The organism is Streptomyces sp. NPDC006332 (genome assembly GCF_040612855.1).
Taxonomy (GTDB): Bacteria; Actinomycetota; Actinomycetes; order Streptomycetales; family Streptomycetaceae; genus Streptomyces.
Map to the genome: position 1 here is coordinate 11,154 of NZ_JBEXRA010000047.1, position 25,452 is coordinate 36,605.

Consider the following 25,452-nt stretch of genomic DNA (forward strand, 5'->3'; position numbering starts at 1 on the left):
GGCCTCGCCATCGCTGTTTTTGCGCGGCTTCGCCGCGCGTTGTGGAGGCTTCGCCACCCACACCCCCACCCCCCTGGCTCTCCGTGGCCCCGGTTTCCAGTGCCTCTGCGCCTCCCCTGCCTCCGAGGGACTCTCCGCGTCCCCGGTTTCCAGCTCCCCTGCTGCCTGCTGCCTGCTCCGCGTGCGCTACCCGCTGAGCAGCCCCTCCCGCCCGTGCTCCCGGTACTCGGCGACCAGCCCACCCCGGTCCTCCCCGGTCAGCCTCCGGTACCCGTCCTCGCCCGGTGGCCGCCACCACACGGGGTCCGCGCAGGCGAAGCCCTCTCTCCGCAGCGCCGCGCGGTGGATCTTGTTCGTGGCGGTGACCGGCATGTCCCGCACGACCCGGACGAACCGGGGCGCCATCTTCGTCCCGAGGTCCGGCTGGGCGTGCAGGAACGCGGCGAAGGCCCGCGGTTCGAAGTCCCCGGCGACCGCCGCCATCACCTGGTCCCCGGTCACCGGGTCCGGGACCGCGTACACGGCGACGGCGACCGCGCCCTCGTACCGGGCGAGGATGTTCTCGATCATCGCGGCGGCCAGGTTCTCGCCGTCGACGCGCAGCCGGTCGTCGGCCCGGCCGGCGAAGTAGAGGAAGCCGTCGGCGTCCCGGTAGAAGAGGTCGCCGGTCCAGTACCCGCCGTCGTGCCGCCGCTCCGCCTCCGCCGCCGGGTTGCGCCAGTAGCCCTCGAAGGGGCTCGGCCCCCGGTTGACCAGCTCCCCGATGGCCTCGTCACCGTTCAGCAGCCGTCCACTCAGGTCGAGGACGGCCGGCGGGCACTCCTCGTGCGTCCGGGGGTGCAGAACCACCAGCCCGGGTGTCGCCGGACCGACCGCGCCGTGCGGGGTGCCGGGCCGCCACTGGATCGCCGCGCCGCCCTCCGAGGAGCCGTAGCCCTCCACCAGCCGCACCCCGAACCGCCGCTCGAAGGCCGCCGCGTCCACCGCGCCCGCCTCCGTGCCGAAGCCCAGCCGCAGCGGATTGTCCCGGTCGTCCGGCCGCTCCTCGGTGGCCAGGACGTACTGCACGGCACGCCCCACATACGTGAAGTACGTCGCCCCGTACCGCCGTACGTCCGCCAGGAACCGCGACGCCGAGAACCGCGGCCGCAGCGCCACGCCCGCCCCGGCGGCGAGGGCGGGAGCCCAGTCGGCGATCACCGCGTTGCCGTGGAACATCGGCATGCACACGTAGTGCACGTCGTCCGGGCGTACGGCGAACTGGTCCGCCAGGGTGCGGCCGGCCGCGGCCAGGCGGCCCTGGGAGCAGAGCGCGGCCTTGGGAGCGCCGGTGGAACCCGAGGTGAAGTAGAGGAGGAGACGGTCGGCGGGCTCGGCGCGCGACGGGTCCGGGCGGGCGCCCGCGTAGGGGGCGAGCAGGTCGTCGTACTCCGGCGAGTCCGTCACCAGCAGGCACAGTCCGCCATGCTCGACCGAGCTCGCGCGGCGGGACCCCCAGGGCAGCCCCAGGCCCGTCAGCAGGGGCAGGTGGGCGCGTTCGGTGACCAGGATCCGGCACTCGGTGTGCAGGATGTCGCGGGCCAGTTCGGGGCCCCGGCGGGTCGGGTTGACGCCGACGACGGCCACCCGAGCCAGGGCTGCGGCGCTCAGCCACATCGGGAACTCGGGGGTGTTGTCGAGCAGCACCCCGATGTGCGCCCCGGTCGGCAGCAGGTCGGCCAGCAACTCGGCCCGCGCCGCCGCGCCCGCCGCCACCTCGTGATGCGTGAGCACCCGCTCCCCGCACCAGAGGCCGGGACGGTGGTCGTCCCAGCGCTCGGCGACCAGGTCCGCGATCGTGGTCCGGTTACTGGACTCCATGGGAGCGCACGGTAGTTGACGCTCCGTCAGATGTGGAGGCTAGGGCGTGAATCCGTCCGCGGCGTCGAACATCGTGTGGGCCACGACCATGAAGCCGAGGCAGAACGCGATGATCACCCCGAAGATCGCCAGCAGACAGCCCGTACCGGCCGCCAGCCTCCCGGGCGCGGGCGCCTTGGCCGTGGCTCGTTCCGGACGGTCCGCCACGTAGTGCACCGTGACGATGTCGCCCTCGACGGTCGTCCCCGGTCCGCCCGTCTCGTCGAACCGGACCATGCGGCCCTCTCGCGTGGCGAACTCGTAGACGTGGTGCAGCGTGGTGTGCACGGACGTCTCGCCGCCGCCGCCGCTGGTCGTCGTGTACGTCCGCAGACAGCGCGCCTGGGCTGTCAGGCCGCTGTTCCAGGCGCTGCTGACGTCCCGGGCGCGGCGGATCACCGTGTACGCGGCGAAGGACACGAGCCCGATCATGAGCAACGGCACGACGTAGAAGAACGCTTCCATGATGTCCCCCGATGTCCGTCCGCCGTCACGTCGGACGGCGTACGGGGAACGTACCCGCAGGGGATGCCGGACCGCCTCAAGTAAGGCTCAGAGTTCCGGCATCCCCGTGCCTGTGGGGTCAGAACGTGACGTCCGAGCAGGCGTAGAACGCGTTCGTCGTGTCCGCGACGGTCCAGACCGCGACGATGACGTGGTGGCCACTCAGCCCGGAGGGCAGTGTGCCGCTGTGGGAGAGCGTGGACGGGGGGCGCTGGCCGCCGTAGGGGACGGTCAGGAACGGGGTGAGGTTGAGGTCGGAGCGGGCCAGGTTGTGGTTCTGGTTCCAGCCCGGCTTGGTGACGTAGTACCTGAAGTCGGTGGTGGCGTGCATGGCCGTGAACTGCCAGCGGAACGTGTACCGCTGGCCGGCCGTCACCTTGGTGGTGGGCCAGGCGCCGCCCGACGGGGTCTTGGGGCTGTCGAGCTGGGCGAAGCGAGTGTTGCCTGCGGAGCAGATCCGGCCGTCGGCCGGTCCCGCGCCGGGGAAGCCCTTGAGGCCCTCGACGCTCTGCGGCTCCCACTGGATGTCGCCGCAGTTGGTCACGGAGCCGTTCTGGCAAAGCTTCTGACGGCTGACGGGGAGGTCGGTGTAGCCGTGGCCGCTCGCGCCCTGGGACGAGAGCACCAGGGCTCCGGTCGTCGCGAGGCCGAGTGTGGCGGCGTACCACTTGGTCTTTTTGCGCATGCTGCCGCTCCTGGAGAACGTGGGGGAGGTTCAGTGAGCTGTGCAGGTAGGTCTAGACCAAGTCCCAATTTATTGCGGCCGCTTGAACATGTCCATACCAATCACGGGGTCAAGGCGCGGGGCGAGCCGGGGGTCGGCGGGAGGGCCGCTCGCCGGGGGTCAGCCGACGGCCCCCGCCTCTCCGCGCCCCGCGCAGAAGGCCACCGTCAGCTCCTTGACCAGCGCCCTGCGTTCGCCGTCGTCCAGTTCCACCAGCCCCCGCATGGTCAGCCGGGTCACCGTGTCCTCCACCGATTCCACCACCGACGTGAGCACGGTCGCCCGGTGCTGGGCGTCCAACGCGGCGATCCGGCGGCGGTCCATCGCGGCGGCGACCTCGGGGGCGTACTCCACCCGCGACGGCCGCACCGAGAACACCTCGATCCCGACCGGTGTCGCGTCCTCGGCCACCAGCCGGGTCAGCCTCTCCGCGGCCGCGTCGACGGACCCCCGGCCGGGCGTCTCCACCGGCACCCGGGCCAGCGCCGCCTCCACGCACTCACGCAGATACCTCTCGTGGTCCTCCACGCCCAGCGTGGCCCGCGCGGTGTCCCGCACCCGCCACACCACCAGGACCACCACCCGCAGCGCGACCCCGCTCGCGTCGGCCGCGGGCATCTCCTCGCTGCGCCAGTGCCGCAGCCGTACGTCCACCCGGCGGCGCAGCAGCAGCGGGTTGACCCACATCAGTCCGGTGCGCCGGACCGTACCCCGGTAGTGGCCGAACAGGCCGAGCACCCAGGCCCGCCCGGTCCGGCCCCGGGCCAGCCCGCCGAAGCCGAACAGTCCGAGCACGCCCGCCCCCGCGTACACCGCCCACTGGGCGGGCCCGAGACCGGCGTCCGGGTACGACGGCAGCCCGAGCGCCCGCATGACGAGCGGCGGCAGCACCCCCGCCCACCACGTGGTGGCCAGACCCCCCGCCACGGCGCAGGCTCCGGTGACCACGCCCACCACCCCCGGCAGCACCCGCGCGGGCCGCTCCGTCAGCGCGGGGTCGACCTGGGGGGCGTGGCACGCCTTCGCGGGAGCCGGCCGGCGCAGCCGCGGCTGCTCCCCCGTCCCCTCCCGGCGCCCCACGACGGCGGGCCGCAGCGGCACCGGTTCGGGTTCGTCGCGGAACAGCAGGTGGACGGGGATCTCGGTGGTCGCCTCGTTCTGGATGAGCCGGACGGGCCGCGGCGGCCCCTCGGACTCGGGGGTGTGTGACGTGGTCGTACTCATGCGTGCCTCCAGCCTCCGCGCCAGATACGCCATGACGGTGCGTGGGTCGTCCCATGCCGGAGCGTGGGGTTACGAGAAGAGCCGCCGCCAGGTCTCCGGCCCCGGGTAGCCGTCCGCCGCGCCGCCCCGCCATCCCTGCGCGCGCTGGAAGGCCTCGACGCCGCGCCGGTCCGCCTCGCCCCAGCGGGGTCCCGGCCCGGACGGGTAGAACCTGCCGAATCCTTCCTTCACCAGTTGTCGGCCCAACCGGGTGACGTACTCGTTGTCCGCGCCCGGCCGGAACATCGCCCGCCCCGGGTAACCGGGCACACCGTGCGAGGCCGGCGAGGAAGGCCGGGCGGGTGACGCGGGTGCGGGCGGGTCCGCCGCCCCGGTCGTGACGTCCCGGCCCGCACCCCTCACCCGGTGGGCGGCCGGGTGCGGGCGGACCGTGGACCGGGGCGGCAGCACTCGCCGCCAGTGGACGCACGCCAGGCAGTCGCAGGCGCTCGCGGGATCGAATTCCTCGAAGACCGGAGCCGCCATACGATTCCCCTCACACCTCGGGTGGAAATGTCCCTGCTTGTGCTCGTTCGTCAGTTTCTCAACTGTCTTCGGGACGCGCATGTTGACGGTCCGAATGATGTACGGCGGCCCGGTCACCGGATGCCGGACGAGCACTCCGGGGCGGCGACAGGGCGGTCCGGAGCACCTCACCGCATCCGGTAAAGTTGTGCAGGTCAGCGCGCGCCGCTAGCTCAGTTGGTTAGAGCAGCTGACTCTTAATCAGCGGGTCCGGGGTTCGAGTCCCTGGCGGCGCACGATGCCGATGGCGAGGCGTGTTCGCGGAAACGCGGACCGGCCTCGCCATCGTCGTTTCCGGGCGCGGCCGTCGTAGCCGCCACCTCGTTGAACCGGACGGACTCGCCGACCGTATGGAACGGGAGGCCGGCGAGGGAGCCGGTCTCGCCGAGACGGACCGCGCGTTTCACGCCATCCGCCACCGGCGGCCGCACACCGTAGCTCCGGGCGAGCCACGGGAGACGTGCCGTGCGGCCTTCCGTCGCGCACGTCCGGACGGTGAGTGCACAGGGAAGCGCTTCGGCAGCATCCGCACCCCCCTGTCCACAACGACTCCACAAGGCCCCCACACGGACCACAATGAACGCGTATGACCGGTAAACGCAGCGTTTGGCACTTGCGATCATGATGAACACCGTAGAACCCTGGTTTTCAAGATGCTGCGGATTCGCGGCAGTTGGGGGCAGGAAGCCGGTTGCCGGCACCACGGGGAGAGGGGCTCCGTTCAAGATGTGATGCCGAGGGGGGCATTATGCAACCGGAAGGTCGCAGTTCTGTGTCCTGGATGTGGACGATGTGGTGACTGTGGCCCACCGCTGATACGACTGTGAAGGTCTAGGGGGACCGAAGCAGCCGTAAAGAAAGAAACGACTGACACGTGTGACTCACGTGTGGGGGGATGACTCATGACGTCGACGCCGACGGGCGCCCGGCAGAACCACGACCAGTCCCAGACCACCCAGTTCAGGGTGCCTTCACACCGGACCGGCGCGTTCCGCCGGATAAAGAAGACGCTTCCGAAGTACGACTACGAGCACTACAGCCGACTGGCGGGTCCCCTCACCCAGCCCGACCCGACCAAGCCGTACAGAGTGCAGTACCGCTCCTTGATCTCGCAGGAGCCGCACCGCATCAGGGTCGCGCTGATGCTGGCCGCGGCGCCGCTGCTCTCGCTGGTGCTGCTGGTCTGGCTGTTGCAGCCCGAGCACTGGACCGAGCGTGACTACCCGGCCTTCTCCTGGCTGCCGGCGCTCGACGTCGTGATGCTGGTCTCGATCGGGTTGATCGAGTTCTTCCGCTGCATGAACGTGCTGTCCAACGCGCACGCCACCCTGGTCGCCCGCGACCCGGTCCCGGTGGTGCCCGAGGCCGGCACCAGAGTCGCCTTCCTCACCTCCTTCGTGCCCGGCAAGGAGCCGCTGGAGATGGTGACGAAGACCTTGGAAGCCGCGGTGCGGATCCGGCACCGCGGCCTCATGCATGTCTGGCTGCTCGACGAGGGCGACGACCCCGCCGTCAAGGCCGTGTGCGAGCGCCTGGGCGTGCACCACTTCTCCCGCAAGGGCGTCGCCCGGTGGAACCAGGCCAGCGGCCCGCACCGCGCCAAGACCAAGCACGGCAACTACAACGCCTGGCTGGACGCGCACGGCGACCAGTACGACTTCTTCGCCTCGGTCGACACCGACCATGTGCCGCTGCCCAACTACCTGGAGCGGATGCTCGGTTTCTTCCGCGACCCGAACATCGGCTTCGTCATCGGCCCGCAGGTCTACGGCAACTACGACAACTTCATCACCAAGGCCGCCGAGTCGCAGCAGTTCCTCTTCCACGCGCTGATCCAGCGCGCCGGCAACCGCTACGGCTCGCCGATGTTCGTGGGCACCTCCAACGCCGTGCGCATCAAGGCGCTGAAGCAGATCGGCGGTCTGTACGACTCGATCACCGAGGACATGGCCACCGGCTTCGAGATCCACCGGCACACGAACCCCGCGACGGGCAAGAAGTGGCGCTCGGTCTACACCCCGGACGTGCTCGCGGTCGGTGAGGGCCCCAGCGCCTGGACGGACTTCTTCACGCAGCAGATGCGCTGGTCCCGCGGCACGTACGAGACGATCCTCAAGCAGTACTGGAAGGGCTGGTACTCGCTGCCGCCGAGCAAGCTCTTCAACTACACGATGATGATCATCTTCTACCCGATGTCGGCCCTCAACTGGATCCTCGCGGCGCTGAGTTGCGCGCTGTTCCTGGGCCTGGGCGCCTCGGGTGTGAACATCGACCCGACCGTGTGGCTGATGCTCTACGGCAACGCCTCCGCGCTGCAGATCGGCCTGTACATCTGGAACCGCCGGCACAACGTCTCCCCGCACGAGCCGGAGGGGTCCGGCGGTGTGGCCGGCATGGCCATGTCCGCGCTGTCCGCGCCGCTCTACGCGAAGGCTCTGATCGACTCCGTCCTGCGCCGCAAGAGCAAGTTCGTGGTCACGCCCAAGGGCGATTCCGCGAGCCCCGACCGCTGGTTCGCGACCTTCCGGTACCACTGGTACTTCATCCTGATCTTCGGCGCGTCGATCACCGCCGGTTTCGTCTTCGGGCACTCGCACCCCGCGATGATCATCTGGGCGACCTTCGCCACGCTGGTCACCGCCACGCCGATCTTCGCCTGGCGCCATCAGCTGCGGCAGGCGAGGAAGAAGCCCGCCGTGCCCGAACAGGAGCCGCAGGACGCGGTTCCCGTCGCCCAGCCCGCGGCTGCCGCGGGCACCCACGAGTCGCAGTCGCTGCCCGCGCAGCGCACCGGGCCCCAGCAAGCACCGCACGCACCGCATGTCCCGCATGCCCCGCGGCAGAAGCCGAGTTGGGCCGCCTCGAACGAAACGGGCGACCAGACCATGCAGATCGCCCTTGGTGGACTTGGGGGACGTAAGGAATGAACGACCGAGCAGGCCGCCGCCGCGCCCGTCGACTCGCGATCGGCACGGCGGTGGTGCTCGCGCTGGCCGGGATGAACGGGCCGTGGCTTTACCGCTTCAGCACCGAGAAATACCACCAGTACCAGATCGACAGACCGGAGTACAAAGCCGAGAACGGCAAGTGGGACATCATCGAGTTCCCCGAGGAGTACCGGCAGAACACCATCCACGCGGCGCTGCTGCGCACCGGGAAGGTGCTGCTGGTCGCCGGGTCGGGCAACAACCAGGAGAACTTCGACGACAAGAAGTTCGACACCCGGGTCTGGGACCCCGTCAAGGGCACCATCAAGAAGGTGCCGACGCCCAAGGACCTGTTCTGCACCGGTCACACCCAGCTCGCCAACGGCAATCTGCTGATCGCGGGCGGCACCAAGCGGTACGAGAAGCTGAAGGGTGACGTCACCAAGGCCGGCGGCCTGATGATCGTCCACAACGAGAACCCGGACAAGCCGATCACGCTGCCCGCGGGCACCAAGTTCGTGGGCAAGAAGAACGGCAAGGCCTTCGTGTCGAAGGACCCGGTCGTGGTCGAGCGGGCGACGAAGAACTTCGACAAGAGGACCGGCAAATTCCTCGGCAATACGCCGGGGCTGGGGCGCATCTACGTCGAGGCGCAGAAGAGCGGCGCCAGGTACGAGACGGGCACCCAGGACAACTACCGGATCCAGGGCCTGTCGGGCGCGGATGCCAAGAACACGTACGGCATCGCGCAGAAGCTGGCGCTCGACAAGAAGGACTTCCAGGGCATCCGTGACGCCTTCGAGTTCGACCCGATAGCCGAGAAGTACATCAAGGTCGATCCGATGAAGGAGGCCCGCTGGTACCCGACGCTCACCACCCTGAGCGACGGGAAGATCCTCAGCGTCTCCGGCCTCGACGACATCGGCCAGCTGGTCCCGGGCAAGAACGAGGTCTTCGACCCGAAGACCAAGAAGTGGACCTACCTGCCGAAGACCAAGCAGTTCCCGACGTACCCGGCGCTGTTCCTGCTGCAGAACGGCAAGGTCCTGTACTCGGGCTCGAACGCGGGTTACGGGCCGGACAACGTGGGCCGCGACCCCGGGGTGTGGGACGTGGACACCAACAAGTTCACCAAGATCCCCGGGCTGAGCGACCCGGACAAGATGGAGACGTCCGGGACCGTGCTGCTGCCGCCGGCCCAGGACGAGAAGTACATGGTGATCGGCGGCGGTGGGGTCGGCGAGTCCAAGCTGTCCAGCAACCGGACCCGGATCGTCGACATGAAGGCGGACAGCCCGAAGTTCGTGGACGGGCCCACGCTGGAGAAGGGCACCCGTTATCCGCAGGCCTCGGTGCTGCCGGACGACTCCGTGCTGGTGTCGGGCGGTTCGGAGGACTACCGAGGGCGCGGCGACTCCAACATCCTCCAGGCCCGGCTGTACCACCCGGACCGGAACACGTTCGACAAGGTCGCCGATCCGCTGGTGGGGCGCAACTACCACTCCGGGTCGCTGCTGTTGCCGGACGGGCGGGTGATGTTCTTCGGGTCGGACTCCCTGTACGGCGACGCGGCGAACACGAAGCCCGGCACGTTCGAGCAGCGGATCGAGATCTACACGCCGCCGTATCTGTACCGGGACTCACGGCCGTCGCTGTCGGGTGGCCCGCAGACGATCGAGCGGGGCGCGTCGGGGACGTTCACCTCCCAGCACGCCTCGTCGATCAAGAAGGTGCGGTTGATCCGGCCCAGCGCGTCGACGCATGTGACCGATGTCGATCAGCGGTCCATCGCGTTGGACTTCAAGGCGTCCGGGGACAAGATCACGGTGACGGTGCCGAAGAACAAGAACGTCGTCCAGTCGGGCTGGTACATGGTCTTCGTGGACGACGACCAGGGGACGCCGTCGAAGGCGCAGTGGGTGAAGGTGCCGTAGGTCGAGGGGCCGTGGCGCTCCCGCAGGTCCACGTTTTGCCGCGGGATCCCTGTGGGCGGTCGTGTCCGCGGGGGCGGTGCGGGGTTCGACCGCCCTCGCGGACACGACCGGCCGTCCAGTGCTCTGACCGCGTAGGTTCGCCGGGTTCTTGGTCGTGGCGGTTGGATGTGCGGTGTGACACTGGCGACCTCGCGTATTCGGCTACGTGACACGGATGTCATGCAGCGGGCGGAGGCGCGACAGCTGGTGGGTTGAGGCGGGCGAAGCCTTCCTGGCGCTGGTAAGGGAAGTACGGGTAGGGCGCTGTCTTGCCGCTCGCCGCATCGAGTTTCGCCATCTGCTCGGGCGTGAGCGTCCAGCCGACGGCACCGAGGTTCTGGCGAAGCTGGTTCTCGTCGCGGGCGCCGATGATGACGGAGGAGACGGTCGGCCGCTGCAGCAGCCAGTTGATGGCGATCTGCGGAATGCTTCTGCCGGTCTCCTGCACGATCTCGTCGAGGACGTCGACCACGCGGTAGACGTGTTCCTCCTCGACCGGCGGGCCGTAGTCCGCGGTGTGGTGCAGTCGGCTGTTGGTCGGTAGCGGCTGGCCGCGGCGGACTTTGCCGGTGAGCCGGCCCCAGCCGAGGGGGCTCCAGACGAGGGCTCCGAGGCCCTGATCGAGCCCGAGGGGCATCAGCTCCCATTCGTAGTCGCGGCCGATGAGGGAGTAGTAGACCTGATGTGCGACATAGCGCGGGTGGCCGTATCTCTCCGCGATCGAGAGGGACTTCATCGCCTGCCAGCCGGAGAAGTTGGAGACGCCGAGGTAGCGGACCTTCCCCGCTCGTACTAGATCGTCGAGTGTGGACAGGACTTCCTCGATCGGCGTGCCGGCGTCGAAGGCGTGCAGCTGGAACAGGTCGATGTAGTCGGTGCCGAGCCGGCGCAGGGCGTCCTCGCATGCGGTGATCAGGCGCGAACGAGAGGAGCCCGCATCGCCTGGGCCTTCGCCCATCGGCAGGCTGGTCTTGGTGGACACGATCACCTGGTCCCTGCGGCCTTTGATCGCTTCGCCCAGCACCTCCTCGGAGGCCCCGCTGGAGTAGACGTCGGCGGTGTCGAACATCGTGATCCCGGCGTCGAGGCAGATGTCCACGAGACGGCGGGCTTCTTGTGCGTCGGTGTTGCCCCAGGCACCGAACAGCGGCCCTTGGCCGCCGAAGGTGCCGGCGCCGAAACTCAGTGCGGGGACCTTGAGGCCGGATGTGCCCAGCCGCCTGTATTCCATGGCTGTTCCTCTCTCGCCGCCCGCCCTCAACTAATGGGCTTGGAGTTCCGTTAGTGTGGAGCCTCAACGTAGCAGGCGAAACTGATTAACGAAACTGGAGTCCCGTTATGGAGTCTGAGGGTGCGGATCCGGGGACCGTCCGTCCTGGAGGGCGCACGGCGCGGGTGCGGGCGTCGGTGCTTCGAGCGGCTGGGGACGCCTTGGCGGAGCATGGGTTTGCCCATCTGGACCTCGCCGACATCGCGCGCCGGGCCGGGGTGGGCAAGACCACCGTCTACCGTCGCTGGGGAACGGTGACCAGCCTGGTGGCCGATTTGCTGGTGGACATGGCCGAACAGTCACTGCCGCGTACCGAGACCGGCTCGCTGCTCGGTGATCTCAAGGCCAACGCCCGGCTCGTGCAGCGCACCTTGGCCGACCCGCGGCAAGGAGCGCTGTTCAAGGCAGTGATCGCCGCCGCCACCTGCGAGGCGAAGACAGCCGAGGCCCTGCACCGCTTCTACGACATCCGCGTCAAGGAGTGGGCACCCTGCGTTCAACAGGCCGTCGACCGGGGCGAGGTGCCCGAGGGCACCGATGTCCACGCAGTGATCCGTGCTGTCTCCGCCCCCCTCTACTACCGCCTGCTGACCAGCAGCGACCGCCTCGACGAAGCCGCCGCGGACCAGGCCGCCGGAGCCGCAGCGGCTGCAGCGCGTGCGGGCGCGTACCTGCGGGGCGATGAAGCTCGTGCGTGACCGGCTTCCCGTATCCGTCTCCAACGACGGGTCACCGTGCGTGATCTTCCGGGCATAGCGTTTCCAGGTTTCTCCGGCCACTTCGGCGAGCCAGGTGGGGTGGGCGTCGTTGTAGCCGAGCATCCGGGCGATCACCGGAGCCGGGGCTTGGAGGATCCGAATACGCGGCGAACGCCCGCACCTTTCGCTCGCGGTCGTTGATGGTCGACAGCGCGAGGTTCCGGGCCGGCTGCTGGTTGCGCCGGCCGTCCAGCATCGCTTCGAAGACCTGGCCCTGCGGCCGCAGCAGCGGCACCCCGTCGGCCAGGTGGCGCCTGCTTCACCAACGCGACGCAGGACGCCGCCAGTTCGCATCGGATGCGATACACGCCGGTTCCGAGCTACGCGTCAAAGGGGCAACGAGATGATCTTGAGAGCCCTCGCCGTATTTCAGAGAGGTACCCGGGGTGTTCTGCCAGCGGCAGAACACCGGCCGGGCCGGGGTCGACGATCACTACATTCCAGTCTCATGGCGACGATTACGACGCGTACGGTCGAGTATCCGGCCGACGGTTTGACGATGATCGGGCACCTCGCGCTCCCGGCCGGTGTCGACCGCCGGCCCGCGGTGCTGCTCGGACCAGAGGGCATGGGGCTCAGCGACGTCGAGCGCCGCCGGGCCGATGCTCTCGCCGAACTGGGATATGTAGCGCTGGCCTTCGACCTTCACGGCGGGCGCTATGTGGGCGACCCCGAGGAGATGCTGGCCCGTTGCCTGCCGCTGCTGGCTGATCCCGAGCGGATGCGGGGCATCGGCCATGCGGCGCTCGACGTGTTGCGCACCGAACCGCGGACCGACCCCGACCGGATCGCCGCCGTCGGCTACGGCACCGGAGGCGCCGTCGGACTGGAACTCGGGCGCGACGGCGTCAGCCTGCGCGCGATCGGGACAGTCAACGCACTGACCACGGGCCGACCGGGCGAAGCGGCGCACATTCGCTGCCCGGTGTGGGCCGGAGTCGGATCGGAAGACCCGATCATGCCGGCCGCGCAACGGAACGCGTTCACCGCCGAGATGCAGGCCGCGGGCATCGACTGGCGCCTCACGGTCTACGGGGGCGCCCTGCACGCCTTCCACCACCCACCGGTGGACCACCCCACGGTCCCCGGCGTCGGCTATCACCCACAGCACGCACAGCGAGCCTGGCGCGACGTCCTCGACCTGCTCGCCGAGTGCCTGCCGGTGACGGAGAACCTGGAGGCATGACCCAGGCAAACATGCTGGCGCCAGGTGCTCAGCCGCGACGGGCAGCCACAGGGTGCAGGCAGCGAGTGCCGCCTCGGCGAGCTGCCCGAGGTCGTCGGTGACGCTCGCTGCGGTGGGCGTGACGCCGCCGAGTGGCCGTCCAGGTGGTGGTACGGCCGCGGGGATGCCGGGCGGGGTGAGGAATGCGGCCGAGGCGAGGACGAGGCGGTCGGCCTCCCCTGCGTCAGTTGCCAGTTCGTGCAGCCGTCGTCGCACCTCGGTGACCTCCGCGGGATCGGCGCCGGTGCCGTACCAGCCGTCGCCGAACCGCAGCACGCGGCGTAGGGCGACGTCGCTGTGGTCACCGACCCATCGGCGGGCCGCCGGGGGTGATTCGGTTGCCGACCGCGACGTGGTCGAAGCCCAAGTCCTCGGCACGGCGCGCAGCACGGAGCGCACTGCCTCCGTCGTCGAGCGGCCAGCGCGGCTGGAGGGAGACGCCGAGACGCAGCAGGGGCATGGGGTGACCTTTCGGCGGCGGTCCGGTGGCGGCGACAGGACGATCACCCGACAGCCCCGTCGCGACATCCCAACTCCCGCACCGCCTCGATTCATCCCACTTGGAGGCAGCGGCCGCCCATCGGGCGTCCGCGGGGTCCGAGCCTCACGGCAGCTGCAGCGTGCACACAACCCCGTGAACCTTCCCGGTCAGAGCACTAGGCCCCGTCTGACGCCTGGGCCAGTTCCAGGGCGTAGTCCGGCCACCACTGGCCCGCCTTCGGGCCGCCCTTGCACTCGCCGTCCGACTCCCCCGGGCGCTTGACCCAGATGTACGCGTCGACCAGCGGGTCGGCCGTTTCGGTGGTCGGCCTCTCGCCCAGGGCCCGGCCGGGCGGATTGCACCAGCGCTTGTTCGGGTCGCCGCCGTCGTAGGGCCCGTTGCCGTTGCGGCTGGTGTCGATGACGAACGGCTTGCCGCCCACCTTCGAGGAGAGTTCCTTGCCGTAGGTGATGGACTGCTCGGTGGCGTAGTAGTTGGAGACGTTGACCGCGAAGCCGTCGGCCTGGTCGATGCCGGCGCGCTTGAGGGGTCCGAAGATCTCGTCGGGCTTGCCCCAGCCGGCGTTGCCCGCGTCCAGGTAGACCCTGGTGCTCTTCAGCGCTGTGAGCTTCTCGACGGCGCCCTTGAGGAGGTTGTAGCGCTCCTCGTGGAACTGCTGGGGCGTGCAGTTGTCCACCATGTGCAGCACCGCGTCCGGCTCCAGGATCACCGTCGCGGGGCGGTCGCCGATGCCCGCGGCCACCTTGTCGAGGAACGACCGGTACGCGTCGCCGTCGGCGGCACCGCCCGACGAGAACTGGCCGCAGTCACGGTGCGGGATGTTGTAGACGACCAGCAGTGCGTCGCGGTCCGCCTTCACCGCGGCCTCCGTGAAGCCCCGGGCCTGTTCCTCGGGGTTCTCCGGGCTGATCCACTCGGCGGTCGGCTGCTCGGCGAGCTTGCGGATCTGCTGGGCCTCGGCCGTCTTGCCCGCCTGCTCGTACTCCTTCACCTGCCGCGCGGCGTTGCTGTCCGGGTTGACCCAGAAGGGGTCCTTCTCCTTGGGCTGTTGGGAGATGCCGGTGCCGTCGTCCTGCTGGTCCCCTCCATCGCCTCCGTCGCCCGAGGAACAGCCTGCGAGCAGCAGTGCCGCCCCCAGCACCGCCGCGGCAGCCCGCGTTCCGGTTCCCCTGCTGACGTACATCCAACTCCCCCTTGGGTGCACCGTTACAAGCCTCAATCGTGACACATCAGGGGGGTCCGCCACGGGAACGCGCGAGCGTTGTCCGGTGCTGTCGCAGCCCCGACGGCAAGGGGGGCGCACGCCGGTACGGGACGCACCAACTGCCCGCACACCACGTCGAACTCCTGTCCGCACCCTCACCGTCCCGTGCTGCCCGTGAGGTACGCCGAGACGATCACGTTCGCCGAGTAGCTGCGGCTGACCCGGTCGAAGGCGCCGCCGCAGGTGATCAGCCGCAGCTCGGAGCGCCCGGTCCGCCGGGGGCCGTAGACCTGCTGGGCGTCGAAGCGGTCGCGGTTGACGACCTGGACGTCCTCGACGGTGAACTCGGCGACCTTGCCGTCGTCGCGGAACACCCTGACCGTCTGGCCGGGCTTCATCGCACTGATCCTGTAGAAGACGGCGGGCCGGGTCTCGGTGTCGACGTGACCCACCATCAGGGCGGTCCCGGCCGCCCCTGGCTTCACCCCGGCCGCGTACCAGCCGACGACGCCCGCCTGGTCGTAGGGCGGCGGATCGATCGCGCCCTGCCCGTTCAGGCCGCGGGCCACGACCGGTGCCTGGACCCCTAGGTCGGGGATGTCGACGCGCTGCGGGAGCGCGCCCCCGAGCGGCCGGGACGAGGGCGGGAGCCGCACGTCCGGGGGACGGCCGACCGCCGCCATGTCGCCGGTGGCCGACGCTGACCCGCCGTGCCGTACGTCGGTCACCTCGCGTCCCCACATCCACAGCCCGAGCAGCAGGAGCGCCCAGGTCACGCCGGTGAGCAGGCGGCCGGTGCCGCTGGTGTGTTCTCGGTCGGACATCGCCCATCAACCCGTCCTGCGGCTCCGGCGGCTGCCGAGCAGCGCGACGGCGACCGCGGCGACCCCGACGAGGACCAGTCCGGTCACTCCTTGTGCCGTACCGGGACCCGCCGCCCTGGCGTCTTGCGACGCGGACAGAGTGGCGGTGCCTCCGCCGCCCGCGGGGACCGGGGCGACCGGGGAGGCGTGCGCGGGCGGGGCGGCCTGGGCGGACGGGGAGGCCTGGGCGGACGACCCCGCCGAGCCGCTGTGACCGACGGTGATCCTGTCCTTCACCTGGAGGTCGGCGCAGCTGATCCGCACGTCGTACGAGCCCGCCCTGATCGAGGTGCGGACGCGGGTCTCCCCGGCGAGGGTGCCGCCGGAGCCGGTGAGGCGGGCGTCGGTCACGAACGCCGCCGAGGTCGCGGTGGCCGACTTCACGGCGCAGCCATTCACCCGCAGCGCCACGTCGGCGCCCGGGGCCGGGGAGGACGGGGTCACCGTGACGCTGTCGCCGTCGGTCGCGTGCGCGGCCGGAGTGAGAGCGGCGACAGCCAGGACGGTGGAACAGAGAGTGAGACGTAGTGAACCCATCGTGAACCTCCAGACATCTGGAGCCTCCCCCCGGGCCCCCCTCCCCGCATCCTCGGTGGGGACCCCATTACTCCGTGCGGGTCGTGAATTTGGTCCGGGTGGTTTCAGATCCGGTCGACGAGGTCCGCGATCGAATCAACGACCGTGGACGGCCGGTAGGGGAAGTTGTCGACCTGCTCCGGCCTGGTCAGTCCGGTGAGCACCAGGAAGGTCTGCATCCCGGCCTCCATGCCGGCCAGGACGTCGGTGTCCATACGGTCGCCGATCATGGCGCTGGTCTCGGAGTGGGCGCCGATGGCGTTGAGGCCGGTCCGCATCATCAGCGGGTTCGGCTTGCCCGCGAAGTACGGCTTCCGGCCCGTCGCCTTGGTGATCAGCGCGGCCACGGCACCGGTCGCGGGCAGCGGTCCCTCGGTCGAGGGGCCGGTCTCGTCGGGGTTGGTGGCGATGAACCGGGCGCCGCCCTCGATGAGCCGTACGGCTTTGGTCATGGCCTCGAAGGAGTAGGTCCGCGTCTCGCCGAGGACGACGTAGTCCGGCTCGTGGTCGGTGAGGATGTAGCCGATGTCGTGCAGCGCGGTGGTCAGGCCCGCCTCGCCGATCACGTACGCCGATCCGCCCGGCCGCTGGTCGTCCAGGAACTGGGCGGTGGCCAGCGCCGAGGTCCAGATGGACTCGACCGGCACGTCCAGGCCCAGGCGGCGCAGGCGGGCGTGCAGGTCGCGCGGGGTGTATATCGAGTTGTTGGTGAGGACCAGGAAGGGCCTGCCGGACTCGCGGAGCCTCTTGAGGAAGGCGTCGGCGCCGGGGATCGGTACGCCCTCGTGGATGAGCACACCGTCCATGTCGGTGAGCCACGACTCGATGGGCCTGCGGTCTGCCATGTGCGGGATCTCCTGCCGTACGCATGTTCGCGGTGCTGCGTGCGCACAGCCTAGACAGAGGCCGGATCTTGAGGGAATGGCCAGTTTTCGGAGGTGGCGGCGGGAGCGGGTTCAGGGTCGCTTGCGGGCGACCAGCAGGGCGCCGACGACGATGAGCAGCAGGGCGGTGGTCGCGAGGGCGACGGTCCGGCCACGGCCGCTGCGGGCGAGTTCGTCGGCGAAGGGGAGGTGGCCGGCGGCCGGTGCGGTGGCGTCGGCGGCGGGTGCGGTGGCGTCCGCGCCGGGGCTCGGCGAGGGGTGATCGGCGGTGGCTTCTTCGGTTGCGGCTTCATTGGCTGTGGCTTCATCGGCTGTGGCTTCGGTGGAGATGGCGAACCGGTAGTCGTTCGACTGCCCGACCCACTCACCGTCGTCCTGGTCGTCTTCCTTCCGCTGTACGACGGCCGCGCCGGCGGTGACCTCGTTCGGCCCGGCATCCGAGGTGACCGCGAGCCGCACCTTCACGGTGAAGGTCTCGCCGGGGGCGACGGTGAAACCGGGGAAGGGGTCGCGCTCGCCCTCCTTCCCCTTCCGCTCTCCCTCCTTCTTGGTTTCCTCGTCTCCCTTCTCCTCGCCGTCGAAGACTCCGACCAGTTCGTCGGCGTCGGTCCGCTCGAACCGCACGGGGTGCGGGCGCGCGGGGTCCCCTGCGTAGAACTCCAGGTGGGTCTGGCGGGGGCGCAGAACACGGCGCTGGTCGACGAGGATGACGACGGGGTGGATGTTTCCGCAGGTCCGGCGGGTGGCGTTGGTGAGGTCGAGATACCAGACGCCGTATCCCCCACCGGATTCGTAGGAGTCGGGCCCGCCGTGGATCCGGGTCCTCACCGGGAAATCCCTCCCCTCGGTCCCGGCCTCACAGGAGTCGGCGTACGCCGGGGGCGCGAGCGGGAGATGAACGGCGGCGGCCGTCGCGAGGCAGAGCAGAGCGGACGAAGACAGTCGCATGAACACATGACCCTGCCGGGTGGGCGGGGCCGACGGGCGACGCCATTCCGCCGGGGGCGCCGAATGGGCGTGCGATGCCGCCCGATTGGCGCCACCGTGGGCCGGGCGCCGGTACCTGCACTCGCACCTGCGCCTGACTGCGTGACGCCTACCCGTCCCCCCGCCCGAACAACGGTGCCAACAACAACTGCGCCGCCCCCTCCGCGACCCCCCGCACCCCGCCGGAGGCGACCCGTACCGGCACCCCCTCCCGTCCTCCCGCACGCCGGGCCCGCGCGTCCAGAACGGCCGCCACTCCCCGTACGAAGGACGACGGATCGGCGGCCACCGTACGGCCGCCCAGCAGCACCAGGTCGATGTCGAGCAGCCCCACCAGATTCGCGGCGCCCTCCCCCAGCACCCGCGCCGCCTCCGCCAACTCTCCTCGCGCCACCGCCCCCAGACACAGCACCTCCACGCACCCGCGGTTCCCGCACCCGCACACCGGCCCGTCCAGCTGGATGACCTGATGGCCGAACTCCCCCGCCCCGGTCCGCGCCCCCCGGTGCACGCTTCCGCCGATCACCAGCCCCGCCCCGAGCCCCGTACCGAGGTGCAGGTAGGCGAAGGACCCGCGCTCGCCCCGGACCGCGAGACCCAGCGCGGCCGCGTTGGTGTCCTTGTCGACGACGACCGGCACACCCACCCGGCGTGCCAGGGCGTCCCGCAGCGAGAACCCGTCCCACTCGGGAAACCCGGTGACCCGGTGCAGCACCCCCCGGGTGTGGTCGAGCGGGCCGGGCAGCGCGACACCGAGCCCCAGGAGGGTGTCGGCCTCGGCGAGCGACCCGGCGGCGGCCGGGTGGAGCGCGTCGGTGACGGCCGGGTCGAGCGCGTCGGGGGCTGGGCCGAGCGCGTCGGGGCCGGTTGGGCCCAGCCGCGCGGCGGCGGCCGGGCCGAGCATGTCGGTGACCAGGGCCGTGGTCTCCCGTGTCACCGCGGTCAGCACGGCGTCCGCGCCCGCGCCCAGGTCCAGCGGGGCGCGCCGCTCCCCCACCACGGTCCCGGTGAGGTCGACGAGCACGGTCCGCAGTTCGTCCCGGTCCAGGTGTACGCCGGCCGCGTGCCCGGCCTCCGGCACCAGACGCAGGACCGTGCGCGGCTTGCCGCCCGTGGACGCCCGGCGCCCCGCCTCGGCGGCCAGCCCGTCCTCCCGCAGCCGTGCCGTGATCTTGCTGACGGCCTGCGGGGTGAGCCCGGTGCGGTCGGCGAGCTCGAGCCGGCTGATACCCCGGGCGCCCGCCGTGCGCAGCAGGTCGAGGACGAGTGCCGTGTTGTGGCTGCGCAGCGCGAACAGGTTCACACCGGCCACACCGGCCGCCGAACCCCTCGATCCCCTTGATCCACTCGATCCTGGGGATCCTGCGGATCCTGTCGTCGGCCCCACCGCTCCGGTCGTTCCCCTGAAGCCTCCGGCACCCCTGCCCGTACCGTCCGTACCCGCGCCGCCGCTGTTCGTCCCGTTCACTCCATCATTGTCCCCGGCGCTTGCACTTTGGCAACAGCGTTGCCAAAGTGGGAGCCATGACAGGCAAGACAGCTCCGTCCGGTACAGCTGGTACGGCCGATGCGGCCGATACCCCCCTTCGTGTGGGCCTGGTCGGCTACGGCCTCGCGGGTTCCGTCTTCCACGCCCCGCTGATCGCCGCCACCGAGAGTCTGGTCCTCGACACGGTGGCCACCTCGAACCCCGAGCGGCAGCAGCAGGCCCGCGCCGAGTTCCCGGACGTGCGCACGGTCGCCGGACCGGACGAGCTGTTCGACCGGGCCGACGATCTGGACCTGATCGTCATCGCGTCCCCGAACAAGACGCACGTCCCGCTCGCCACCACCGCCCTGAAGGCCGGCCTGCCCGTGGTCGTGGACAAGCCCGTCGCCGGTACGGCCGCCGAGGCGCGTGAGCTGGCGGCTCTCGCCGAGGAACGCGGCCTGTTGCTCTCCGTCTTCCAGAACCGCCGCTGGGACAACGACTTCCTGACGCTGCGCAAGCTCCTCGCCGACGGCGAGCTGGGCGACGTATGGCGCTTCGAGTCCCGCTTCGAGCGCTGGCGGCCGCAGCCGAAGGGCGGCTGGCGGGAGTCCGGCGATCCGGCAGAGATCGGAGGTCTGTTGTACGACCTCGGCAGTCATGTCGTCGACCAGGCGCTGGTCCTCTTCGGCCCGGCCGTCTCTGTGTACGCCGAGTCGGACGTCCGCCGCCCGGGCGCGGAGGCCGACGACGACACCTTCATCGCCATCACGCATGCGAACGGCGTCCGCTCCCACCTGTACGCCTCCGCGACGACCGCCCAACTCGGCCCCCGCTTCCGGGTGCTGGGCTCGAAGGCGGGCTATGTGAAGTACGGCCTCGATCCGCAGGAGGCGGCGCTGCGCGAGGGCGAGCGTCCCGGTGCGGGAACCGACTGGGGTCTGGAACCCGAGTCGCTGTGGGGCCGCGTCGGCGCCGGGGAGTCCCCGCTGACCGGCGGTGGCCGACCCGAACCGACCCTGCCCGGCGACTACCCGGCCTACTATGCGGCCGTGGCCAGGGCCCTGACCGACGGCGGTCCCAACCCGGTGACCGCCCTGGAGGCGGCTGCCGCCCTCGACGTACTGGAGGCGGCACGCCGTTCGGCCCGTGACGCGGTGGCGGTGACGCTGTGACGCACAACCAGGAGATCGGCCCGAAGTTCCACCCGGAACTGGCTCCGCCGCTGGAGGAACTGGAGGCGCAGGAACGCCGCCTGGTCTTCCAGCAGTTCACCTACGAGGACGCGTGGGCGCTGGGCACCCTGCTGGTGGAGCTGGCCCAGGAACGGCAGGCGCCCCTCGCCGTCGACATCCACCGCGCCGGCCAGCAGCTCTTCCACGCCGCCCTGCCCGGCTCCACCCCCGACAACGACGCCTGGATCGCCCGCAAGCGCCGGGTCGTGGAGCGCTACGGCTCCGCCTCCTACCTGGTCGGCGCCCGGTTCCGCGCCAAGGGCACCACGTTCGAGGAGGCCTCCCGCCTCGACCCGGACGAGTACGCGGCCCACGGCGGCTCCTTCCCGATCACCGTCGAGGGAGTGGGTGTGATCGGAGCGGTGACCGTGTCGGGGCTGCCGCAGCTCCAGGACCACCGGTTCGTCGTGGCGGCCCTGGAGCAGTACCTGGACCGTGGCTGACGCGATACCTGGAGCGTGGCTGACGCGATACCTGGACCGTGACTGACGGGGAAAATTCGCTGCCGGGAAGATACCGGCGCCCCCTCCGGTTGGCACCGCTGTGGCGCCGTGGCTCAGCGATGCGGCGCACACCTGTACGACGCACCGACCGGAGGGACCCCGACCCATGAGTGACGCCTTGAAGGAAACCGTCGGACGGTACGGCATCTGGAGTGTCGGCCTGCGCTCCGAGGACCCGTCCCGACGCGGCGAACTGACCGAGGCGGCAGCCGAGTTGGAGGAACTGGGCTACGGCACCGTCTGGCTGGGCGGCAGCAGCGCCGTACGCAACGCCGTACCGCTCGTCGAGGCCACCTCGCGCATCACCTACGGCACCAGCATCCAGAGCATCTGGCAGCACGAGGCCGAGGACACGGCGGCGGACCTGGCCGAGCTGGAGGCCACGCACCCCGGCCGTTTCGCCCTCGGTCTCGGTGTCGCCCACGCCAGGAACACCGAGCAGTACCGTCGCCCCTACTCGGCCCTGGTCACCTACCTCGACGCCCTGGACAAGGCGGGCGTACCCGCGGACCGCCGCCTGCTGGCCGCCCTCGGCCCGAAGTCCCTGGAGCTGACCCGAGACCGGGCCGCCGGCGCCATCCCGTATCTGGTCACCCCCGAACACACCGCGTACGCCCGCGAGATCCTCGGCCAGGCCCCGCTCCTCGCACCCGAGCTGGCGGTCGTCCTGGAGACGGACCCGACCCGGGCCCGCGCCCTGGCCCGCGCGTTCCTGGCCCGCTACCTGCCCCTGCCGAACTACACCAACAACTTCCTGCGCCACGGCTTCACCGAGGACGACCTGACCGACGGCGGCAGCGACCGCCTGGTCGACGCGCTGTTCGCCTGGGGCGACGAGGACAGCATCCGGAAGCGGATCAGCGCCTTCCAGGAGGCGGGTGCGGACCACCTTGCCTTGCAGGTGGTGAACGACGCTTCGATGGAGTCCCTGCCGAGGGACGAATGGCGCAGGCTGGCCGCCCTGCTGGCCTGAGCGCAGACACCTGAGGGGCGAGGGACCGTGGTCCCTCGCCCCTCAGCCCTCTAGCCCCTCAGCCCCTCAGGCGTCCTTGAACTCCTGCCGCTGCCGCCCGAGCCCCGAGATCTCCAGCTCCACCACGTCCCCGGCCCGCAGGAACGGCTTGGGCTCGGGCGCGCCCAGCGCGACCCCCGCCGGCGTGCCGGTGTTGATGACGTCACCCGGGTACAGCGTCATGAACTGGCTGACGTACCGCACGACCTCCCCCACCGGGAAGATCTGCTCGGCGGTCGTCCCGTCCTGCTTGAGCTCCCCGTTGACCCACAGCCGCAGCGACAGCGTCTGCGGATCGGGTACCTCGTCGGCCGTCACCAGCCACGGTCCCAGGGGGTTGAACGTCTCGCAGTTCTTCCCCTTGTCCCAGGTCCCGCCCCGCTCGATCTGGAACTCCCGCTCGGACACGTCGTGCGCCACCGCGTACCCGGCGACATGCGCGAGCCCCTCCTCGGCGGATTCCAGGTAGCGGGCCGTACGCCCGATGACGACGGCCAGCTCGACCTCCCAGTCCGTCTTCACGGACTGGCGGGGGACAAGCACCGTGTCGTACGGCCCGACGACCGTGTCCGCGGCCTTGAAGAAGATCACCGGCTCGGGCGGCGGCTCGGCCCCCGTCTCGCGGGCGTGGTCGTGGTAGTTGAGCCCGATGCACACGATCTTGCCGATACGAGCGACGGGCGGCCCGACCCTCAGGCCCGCCTGGTCCAGAGCGGGCAGCGTGCCCCCGTCGACGGCGGCGCGGATGCGGCCCAGGGCCTCGTCGTCGGAGAGCAGCGGTCCGTCGATGTCCGGCACGACACCGGACAGGTCCCGCAGCGTCCCCTCGGTGTCGAGCAGCGCGGGACGCTCGGCCCCCGCCGTACCGACTCGCAGCAACTTCATGATTCACAATCTCCCTCGATCGCGGCACTGTCGACCGACGGGTGCAGCCATCGGATGACTGGTCGATCCTCCAAGCTCGGCGTCCGGTCCGCAATACCCGGTTCACGGACTGGACCGCCGAACCCGGTCGTCACCGGTACAGCACGGCTCGCTCGACCGCGCTCCACGTCGTGCTGGTCACCACGTACAGCGCGGCGGCGAGCGGCACCACCGCCACCGTGAACAGAGTGAAGAAGGACATGAGAGGCGTGACCTTGTTCATCGCGCCCATCCCGGGCAACGCCCGGCCCTCCCCCACCGGCACCGTCACAGCCGCGGCCATCATCGACTTCGTACGGCGGTAGTTGAACGCGGCGACCGTGGCGACCAGCGCGAACAGGCCGACGTACACGAGACCCGCGCCCCCGAACATCCCGCCCTCGGCCAGCGCGTCCGTCCACCGCTCGCCGAGGGGCGCGGCGAACAATTGGTGCGTGAGCAGCTCGTTCGTGCCGCCGCCGATCGTCGTGTTCGAGAACAGGTGGTAGAGCAGGAAGAACGCGGGCAGCTGGAGCAGGCTCGGCAGGCAGCCGGACAGCGGCGACACCTTCTCCTCGGCGTGCAGTTCCAGGACGGCCTTCTGCAGCTTCTCGGGGTTCTTCGCGTGCCGCTTCCGCAGCTCGGCGATCTTCGGTTGCAGCGCGGTCCGCGCCTTCTGTCCACGGGCCGCCGCCCGGGACAGGGGATGCACGAGAAGCCGTACGAGTGCCGTGAACAGGACGATCGCGGCGGCGGCCGCGGCGGCGCCGAACAGCGGTTGGAGCAGGTCGGCCAGGTTCTGGACCAGGTCGGCGAAGACGGACATGGGTGAGCCCTCCGGGGGTCTTGTCTGCCGGGAAAGGTGGGAGACGGCATGACGACCCGCGCGAAGACACGGACGTACGAGGGAAAGCTGGTGCGGCCGGTGCCCTACACGACGGTCGTCGGGAGGGCGTGTCCGGGCGCCCGGGGGCGGGTGCGCCCCCTGGCGTCGGGATCCCGCTGGGGCAGGAACGCGGTACGGCGGGCCCGGTCCCGGATGGCCGTACGCACCCGGGTGGGCGGCACGGCGGGCGCGGCACGCGAGGCGAGCAGCGAGCAGACGGCGAGCGCGGACCCGGCCGCGGCGGTCGCGGCGAGCGCGACGGCGGCCGCGGAGAGGCTGCCGACATCGAGTAGCGCGACGTCGAGGAGCAGGATCAGCAGTACGACGGCGGGGCGCGAGCTGGCCCAGCGGCTGATCATGAGCGACCCCTCCCTTCGTACGACGGTATGTCCATCCTCGGTTATACCTGATCGACCCGGAGCGCGCCGGTGCCTCTCCCCCGCCTAACGCGGGCGCATGGAGACGAGCTTGGCCCACACCACCAGGCGGTATCTGGACGTGTACTCCGGGGTGCAGGTGGTGAGGGTGAGGTAGTAGCCGGGGTCGGTGTAGCCGTGGCGTGGGTGGACGGTGGAACGCGGGATCCGGTGGATCACGGTCGCGTCGCGGGCCGAGGTCTGCGGCAGGGTCCGGTCGACGGCGTACGTGTAGACCGCGCCCCTGGTCTCGACCTCGACGGTGTCCTTCGCCCGCAGCCGGTTGAGGTACCGGAAGGGCTCGCCGTGGGTGTTGCGGTGCCCGGCGAGAGCGAAGTTCCCGGCCTGGCCCGGCTGTTGGGTGCCGGGGTAGTGGCCGACGTACCCCTTGTTGAGGACGTCGCGCTTGCTGACCCCTTCGGCGACGGGGACGCGGAGGTTCAGGCGCGGGATGGTGAGGACGGCGTAGGCCTGGGAGCGGCGGGGGGCCGAGGACCGGTCGCCGGCGGCCGGCGGGTCCGCAGGGTTTCGGGCGGCCCGTTCCCCGCGAGACGTGGACGGGTCCGACGTACCGGAATCGCCTTCGCCGGTGCCGCTGCCACCACCGGTTCCGCCGCTTCCGTCGCTGCCCCCGCCATCGCTCCCGGCGCCGCTCCCGCCGCCGTCGTCCCACGTCCGCTCCAGCGCCTCCACCTTCCGGTCGGCGCCCCGTCGGGCCTCCCGGTTGGTCCACCACAGTTGGTGCACGACCAGAAGCAGCACCAGGACCCCGACGGTGACGAGGACTTCGGCGCCGCTCCACAGTGCGCGTCGGCGCAGGGAGCGTTGTCGCCGTATGCCGTGGTGCACGACGTGAAGCCGCATGCGTACGCCTCCTCGACCGGGGTCGCGCCGTCCGCCGCCCGCACGATAAGGGCGGGGCCTCGAAGTCACCAGGCCCGACGC

24 protein-coding genes, 1 tRNA gene and 1 pseudogene are annotated in these 25,452 nt (G+C 70.6%); 9 read left to right on the forward strand and 17 right to left on the reverse strand.

Translation table 11 applies throughout. From position 1 onward, the window contains the following. Positions 1 to 186 precede the first annotated feature (186 nt). From ABZ027_RS32550 to ABZ027_RS32570, 5 genes and pseudogenes are all read right to left on the reverse strand, one after another. Positions 187 to 1,860, reverse strand: a complete 1,674-nt coding sequence (locus ABZ027_RS32550; protein ID WP_356774605.1) for an AMP-binding protein — start codon at positions 1,858 to 1,860, stop codon at positions 187 to 189. A 39-nt stretch (positions 1,861 to 1,899) separates the two neighbouring features. Then, entirely contained in the window at positions 1,900 to 2,364 is a 465-nt protein-coding gene (locus tag ABZ027_RS32555) for a DUF3592 domain-containing protein (protein ID WP_356774607.1), read from the reverse strand. 118 nt (positions 2,365 to 2,482) lie between these two features. Continuing rightward, the gene (locus ABZ027_RS32560; protein WP_356774609.1) at positions 2,483 to 3,088 is read right to left on the reverse strand and encodes a lytic polysaccharide monooxygenase; all 606 of its coding nucleotides are present in this window, start codon (positions 3,086 to 3,088) and stop codon (positions 2,483 to 2,485) included. Positions 3,089 to 3,247: 159 nt separating this feature from the next. Then, entirely contained in the window at positions 3,248 to 4,351 is a 1,104-nt protein-coding gene (locus ABZ027_RS32565) for an SPFH domain-containing protein (RefSeq protein ID WP_356774611.1), read from the reverse strand. 69 nt (positions 4,352 to 4,420) lie between these two features. Continuing rightward, a pseudogene (locus ABZ027_RS32570) lies at positions 4,421 to 4,681 on the reverse strand (peptidoglycan-binding protein); the annotation flags it as partial. Positions 4,682 to 5,077: 396 nt separating this feature from the next. On the opposite strand from ABZ027_RS32570, the gene ABZ027_RS32575 reads away from it, so the two are divergent. From ABZ027_RS32575 to ABZ027_RS32585, 3 genes are all read left to right on the forward strand, one after another. Then, positions 5,078 to 5,151 (forward strand) — tRNA-Lys (locus ABZ027_RS32575). Between the two features lie 666 nt (positions 5,152 to 5,817). Further along, the gene (locus ABZ027_RS32580) at positions 5,818 to 7,842 is read left to right on the forward strand and encodes a glycosyltransferase family 2 protein (protein WP_356774613.1); all 2,025 of its coding nucleotides are present in this window, start codon (positions 5,818 to 5,820) and stop codon (positions 7,840 to 7,842) included. Then, positions 7,839 to 9,776, forward strand: a complete 1,938-nt coding sequence (locus tag ABZ027_RS32585; protein ID WP_356774614.1) for a kelch motif-containing protein — start codon at positions 7,839 to 7,841, stop codon at positions 9,774 to 9,776. The genes ABZ027_RS32580 and ABZ027_RS32585 overlap by 4 nt, the downstream gene beginning before the upstream one ends. A 217-nt stretch (positions 9,777 to 9,993) precedes the next feature. Here the strand turns inward: ABZ027_RS32585 and ABZ027_RS32590 are convergent, their stop codons facing one another. Further along, the gene (locus ABZ027_RS32590) at positions 9,994 to 11,046 is read right to left on the reverse strand and encodes an aldo/keto reductase (RefSeq protein ID WP_356774615.1); all 1,053 of its coding nucleotides are present in this window, start codon (positions 11,044 to 11,046) and stop codon (positions 9,994 to 9,996) included. Between the two features lie 107 nt (positions 11,047 to 11,153). Between ABZ027_RS32590 and ABZ027_RS32595 the strand changes: the two genes are divergently transcribed. From ABZ027_RS32595 to ABZ027_RS32605, 3 genes are all read left to right on the forward strand, one after another. Further along, a complete protein-coding gene (locus tag ABZ027_RS32595) occupies positions 11,154 to 11,783 on the forward strand; it encodes a TetR/AcrR family transcriptional regulator (RefSeq protein WP_356774617.1) in 630 nt (209 codons plus the stop codon). A 508-nt stretch (positions 11,784 to 12,291) separates the two neighbouring features. After that, positions 12,292 to 13,029, forward strand: a complete 738-nt coding sequence (locus tag ABZ027_RS32600) for a dienelactone hydrolase family protein (protein WP_356774619.1) — start codon at positions 12,292 to 12,294, stop codon at positions 13,027 to 13,029. A gap of 24 nt (positions 13,030 to 13,053) precedes the next feature. Next, the gene (locus ABZ027_RS32605) at positions 13,054 to 13,353 is read left to right on the forward strand and encodes a hypothetical protein (RefSeq protein ID WP_356774621.1); all 300 of its coding nucleotides are present in this window, start codon (positions 13,054 to 13,056) and stop codon (positions 13,351 to 13,353) included. A 16-nt stretch (positions 13,354 to 13,369) separates the two neighbouring features. Here ABZ027_RS32605 and ABZ027_RS32610 read toward each other — a convergent pair whose 3' ends face one another. The 7 genes from ABZ027_RS32610 to ABZ027_RS32640 form a co-directional block, all read right to left on the reverse strand. Beyond that, a complete protein-coding gene (locus ABZ027_RS32610) occupies positions 13,370 to 13,528 on the reverse strand; it encodes an LLM class flavin-dependent oxidoreductase (protein ID WP_356774623.1) in 159 nt (52 codons plus the stop codon). 196 nt (positions 13,529 to 13,724) lie between these two features. Then, positions 13,725 to 14,753, reverse strand: coding sequence for a glycoside hydrolase family 6 protein (locus tag ABZ027_RS32615; RefSeq protein ID WP_356774625.1), 1,029 nt, complete (start codon positions 14,751 to 14,753; stop codon positions 13,725 to 13,727). Positions 14,754 to 14,929: 176 nt separating this feature from the next. Beyond that, positions 14,930 to 15,598, reverse strand: coding sequence for a class F sortase (locus ABZ027_RS32620; RefSeq protein WP_356774627.1), 669 nt, complete (start codon positions 15,596 to 15,598; stop codon positions 14,930 to 14,932). Between the two features lie 6 nt (positions 15,599 to 15,604). Beyond that, the gene (locus tag ABZ027_RS32625) at positions 15,605 to 16,174 is read right to left on the reverse strand and encodes a hypothetical protein (protein WP_356774629.1); all 570 of its coding nucleotides are present in this window, start codon (positions 16,172 to 16,174) and stop codon (positions 15,605 to 15,607) included. Positions 16,175 to 16,278: 104 nt separating this feature from the next. After that, positions 16,279 to 17,058 carry an HAD-IIA family hydrolase gene (locus ABZ027_RS32630; protein WP_356774631.1) on the reverse strand — a complete coding sequence of 260 codons (780 nt, stop codon included), beginning with the start codon at positions 17,056 to 17,058 and terminating at the stop codon, positions 16,279 to 16,281. A 111-nt stretch (positions 17,059 to 17,169) separates the two neighbouring features. Next, positions 17,170 to 18,045 carry a hypothetical protein gene (locus ABZ027_RS32635; RefSeq protein WP_356774633.1) on the reverse strand — a complete coding sequence of 292 codons (876 nt, stop codon included), beginning with the start codon at positions 18,043 to 18,045 and terminating at the stop codon, positions 17,170 to 17,172. A gap of 148 nt (positions 18,046 to 18,193) precedes the next feature. After that, positions 18,194 to 19,396, reverse strand: coding sequence for an ROK family transcriptional regulator (locus tag ABZ027_RS32640; RefSeq protein WP_356774635.1), 1,203 nt, complete (start codon positions 19,394 to 19,396; stop codon positions 18,194 to 18,196). A 212-nt stretch (positions 19,397 to 19,608) separates the two neighbouring features. Between ABZ027_RS32640 and ABZ027_RS32645 the strand changes: the two genes are divergently transcribed. The 3 genes from ABZ027_RS32645 (at position 19,609) to ABZ027_RS32655 (ending at position 22,263) form a co-directional block, all read left to right on the forward strand. Beyond that, a complete protein-coding gene (locus ABZ027_RS32645) occupies positions 19,609 to 20,727 on the forward strand; it encodes a Gfo/Idh/MocA family oxidoreductase (RefSeq protein WP_356774637.1) in 1,119 nt (372 codons plus the stop codon). Then, complete coding sequence (locus ABZ027_RS32650) at positions 20,724 to 21,230, forward strand: heme-degrading domain-containing protein (RefSeq protein ID WP_356774639.1); 507 nt, start codon at positions 20,724 to 20,726, stop codon at positions 21,228 to 21,230. The genes ABZ027_RS32645 and ABZ027_RS32650 overlap by 4 nt, the downstream gene beginning before the upstream one ends. Positions 21,231 to 21,396: 166 nt before the next feature. Continuing rightward, complete coding sequence (locus tag ABZ027_RS32655) at positions 21,397 to 22,263, forward strand: LLM class F420-dependent oxidoreductase (protein ID WP_356774641.1); 867 nt, start codon at positions 21,397 to 21,399, stop codon at positions 22,261 to 22,263. Positions 22,264 to 22,329: 66 nt separating this feature from the next. Here ABZ027_RS32655 and ABZ027_RS32660 read toward each other — a convergent pair whose 3' ends face one another. The 4 genes from ABZ027_RS32660 to ABZ027_RS32675 all read right to left on the reverse strand — a co-directional run bounded on the left by ABZ027_RS32660 (position 22,330) and on the right by ABZ027_RS32675 (position 25,371). Further along, the gene (locus tag ABZ027_RS32660) at positions 22,330 to 23,187 is read right to left on the reverse strand and encodes a fumarylacetoacetate hydrolase family protein (RefSeq protein WP_356774643.1); all 858 of its coding nucleotides are present in this window, start codon (positions 23,185 to 23,187) and stop codon (positions 22,330 to 22,332) included. A gap of 130 nt (positions 23,188 to 23,317) precedes the next feature. After that, a complete protein-coding gene (locus ABZ027_RS32665; RefSeq protein ID WP_356774645.1) occupies positions 23,318 to 24,031 on the reverse strand; it encodes a YidC/Oxa1 family membrane protein insertase in 714 nt (237 codons plus the stop codon). A 104-nt stretch (positions 24,032 to 24,135) separates the two neighbouring features. Continuing rightward, complete coding sequence (locus ABZ027_RS32670) at positions 24,136 to 24,450, reverse strand: DUF6412 domain-containing protein (protein WP_356774647.1); 315 nt, start codon at positions 24,448 to 24,450, stop codon at positions 24,136 to 24,138. 84 nt (positions 24,451 to 24,534) lie between these two features. Beyond that, positions 24,535 to 25,371 carry a class E sortase gene (locus ABZ027_RS32675; protein WP_356774649.1) on the reverse strand — a complete coding sequence of 279 codons (837 nt, stop codon included), beginning with the start codon at positions 25,369 to 25,371 and terminating at the stop codon, positions 24,535 to 24,537. Positions 25,372 to 25,452 lie beyond the last annotated feature (81 nt).

Bases quoted from the DNA above. Each gene is read 5' to 3' on its own strand.
- ABZ027_RS32550 (WP_356774605.1), bottom strand. From the start codon at position 1,860: ATGGAGTCCAGTAACCGGACCACGATCGCGGACCTGGTCGCCGAGCGC.
- ABZ027_RS32555 (WP_356774607.1), bottom strand. From the start codon at position 2,364: ATGGAAGCGTTCTTCTACGTCGTGCCGTTGCTCATGATCGGGCTCGTG.
- ABZ027_RS32560 (WP_356774609.1), bottom strand. From the start codon at position 3,088: ATGCGCAAAAAGACCAAGTGGTACGCCGCCACACTCGGCCTCGCGACG.
- ABZ027_RS32565 (WP_356774611.1), bottom strand. From the start codon at position 4,351: ATGAGTACGACCACGTCACACACCCCCGAGTCCGAGGGGCCGCCGCGG.
- ABZ027_RS32580 (WP_356774613.1), top strand. From the start codon at position 5,818: ATGACGTCGACGCCGACGGGCGCCCGGCAGAACCACGACCAGTCCCAG.
- ABZ027_RS32585 (WP_356774614.1), top strand. From the start codon at position 7,839: ATGAACGACCGAGCAGGCCGCCGCCGCGCCCGTCGACTCGCGATCGGC.
- ABZ027_RS32590 (WP_356774615.1), bottom strand. From the start codon at position 11,046: ATGGAATACAGGCGGCTGGGCACATCCGGCCTCAAGGTCCCCGCACTG.
- ABZ027_RS32595 (WP_356774617.1), top strand. From the start codon at position 11,154: ATGGAGTCTGAGGGTGCGGATCCGGGGACCGTCCGTCCTGGAGGGCGC.
- ABZ027_RS32600 (WP_356774619.1), top strand. From the start codon at position 12,292: ATGGCGACGATTACGACGCGTACGGTCGAGTATCCGGCCGACGGTTTG.
- ABZ027_RS32610 (WP_356774623.1), bottom strand. From the start codon at position 13,528: ATGCCCCTGCTGCGTCTCGGCGTCTCCCTCCAGCCGCGCTGGCCGCTC.
- ABZ027_RS32615 (WP_356774625.1), bottom strand. From the start codon at position 14,753: ATGTACGTCAGCAGGGGAACCGGAACGCGGGCTGCCGCGGCGGTGCTG.
- ABZ027_RS32620 (WP_356774627.1), bottom strand. From the start codon at position 15,598: ATGTCCGACCGAGAACACACCAGCGGCACCGGCCGCCTGCTCACCGGC.
- ABZ027_RS32625 (WP_356774629.1), bottom strand. From the start codon at position 16,174: ATGGGTTCACTACGTCTCACTCTCTGTTCCACCGTCCTGGCTGTCGCC.
- ABZ027_RS32630 (WP_356774631.1), bottom strand. From the start codon at position 17,058: ATGGCAGACCGCAGGCCCATCGAGTCGTGGCTCACCGACATGGACGGT.
- ABZ027_RS32635 (WP_356774633.1), bottom strand. From the start codon at position 18,045: ATGCGACTGTCTTCGTCCGCTCTGCTCTGCCTCGCGACGGCCGCCGCC.
- ABZ027_RS32645 (WP_356774637.1), top strand. From the start codon at position 19,609: ATGACAGGCAAGACAGCTCCGTCCGGTACAGCTGGTACGGCCGATGCG.
- ABZ027_RS32655 (WP_356774641.1), top strand. From the start codon at position 21,397: ATGAGTGACGCCTTGAAGGAAACCGTCGGACGGTACGGCATCTGGAGT.
- ABZ027_RS32660 (WP_356774643.1), bottom strand. From the start codon at position 23,187: ATGAAGTTGCTGCGAGTCGGTACGGCGGGGGCCGAGCGTCCCGCGCTG.
- ABZ027_RS32665 (WP_356774645.1), bottom strand. From the start codon at position 24,031: ATGTCCGTCTTCGCCGACCTGGTCCAGAACCTGGCCGACCTGCTCCAA.
- ABZ027_RS32670 (WP_356774647.1), bottom strand. From the start codon at position 24,450: ATGATCAGCCGCTGGGCCAGCTCGCGCCCCGCCGTCGTACTGCTGATC.
- ABZ027_RS32675 (WP_356774649.1), bottom strand. From the start codon at position 25,371: ATGCGGCTTCACGTCGTGCACCACGGCATACGGCGACAACGCTCCCTG.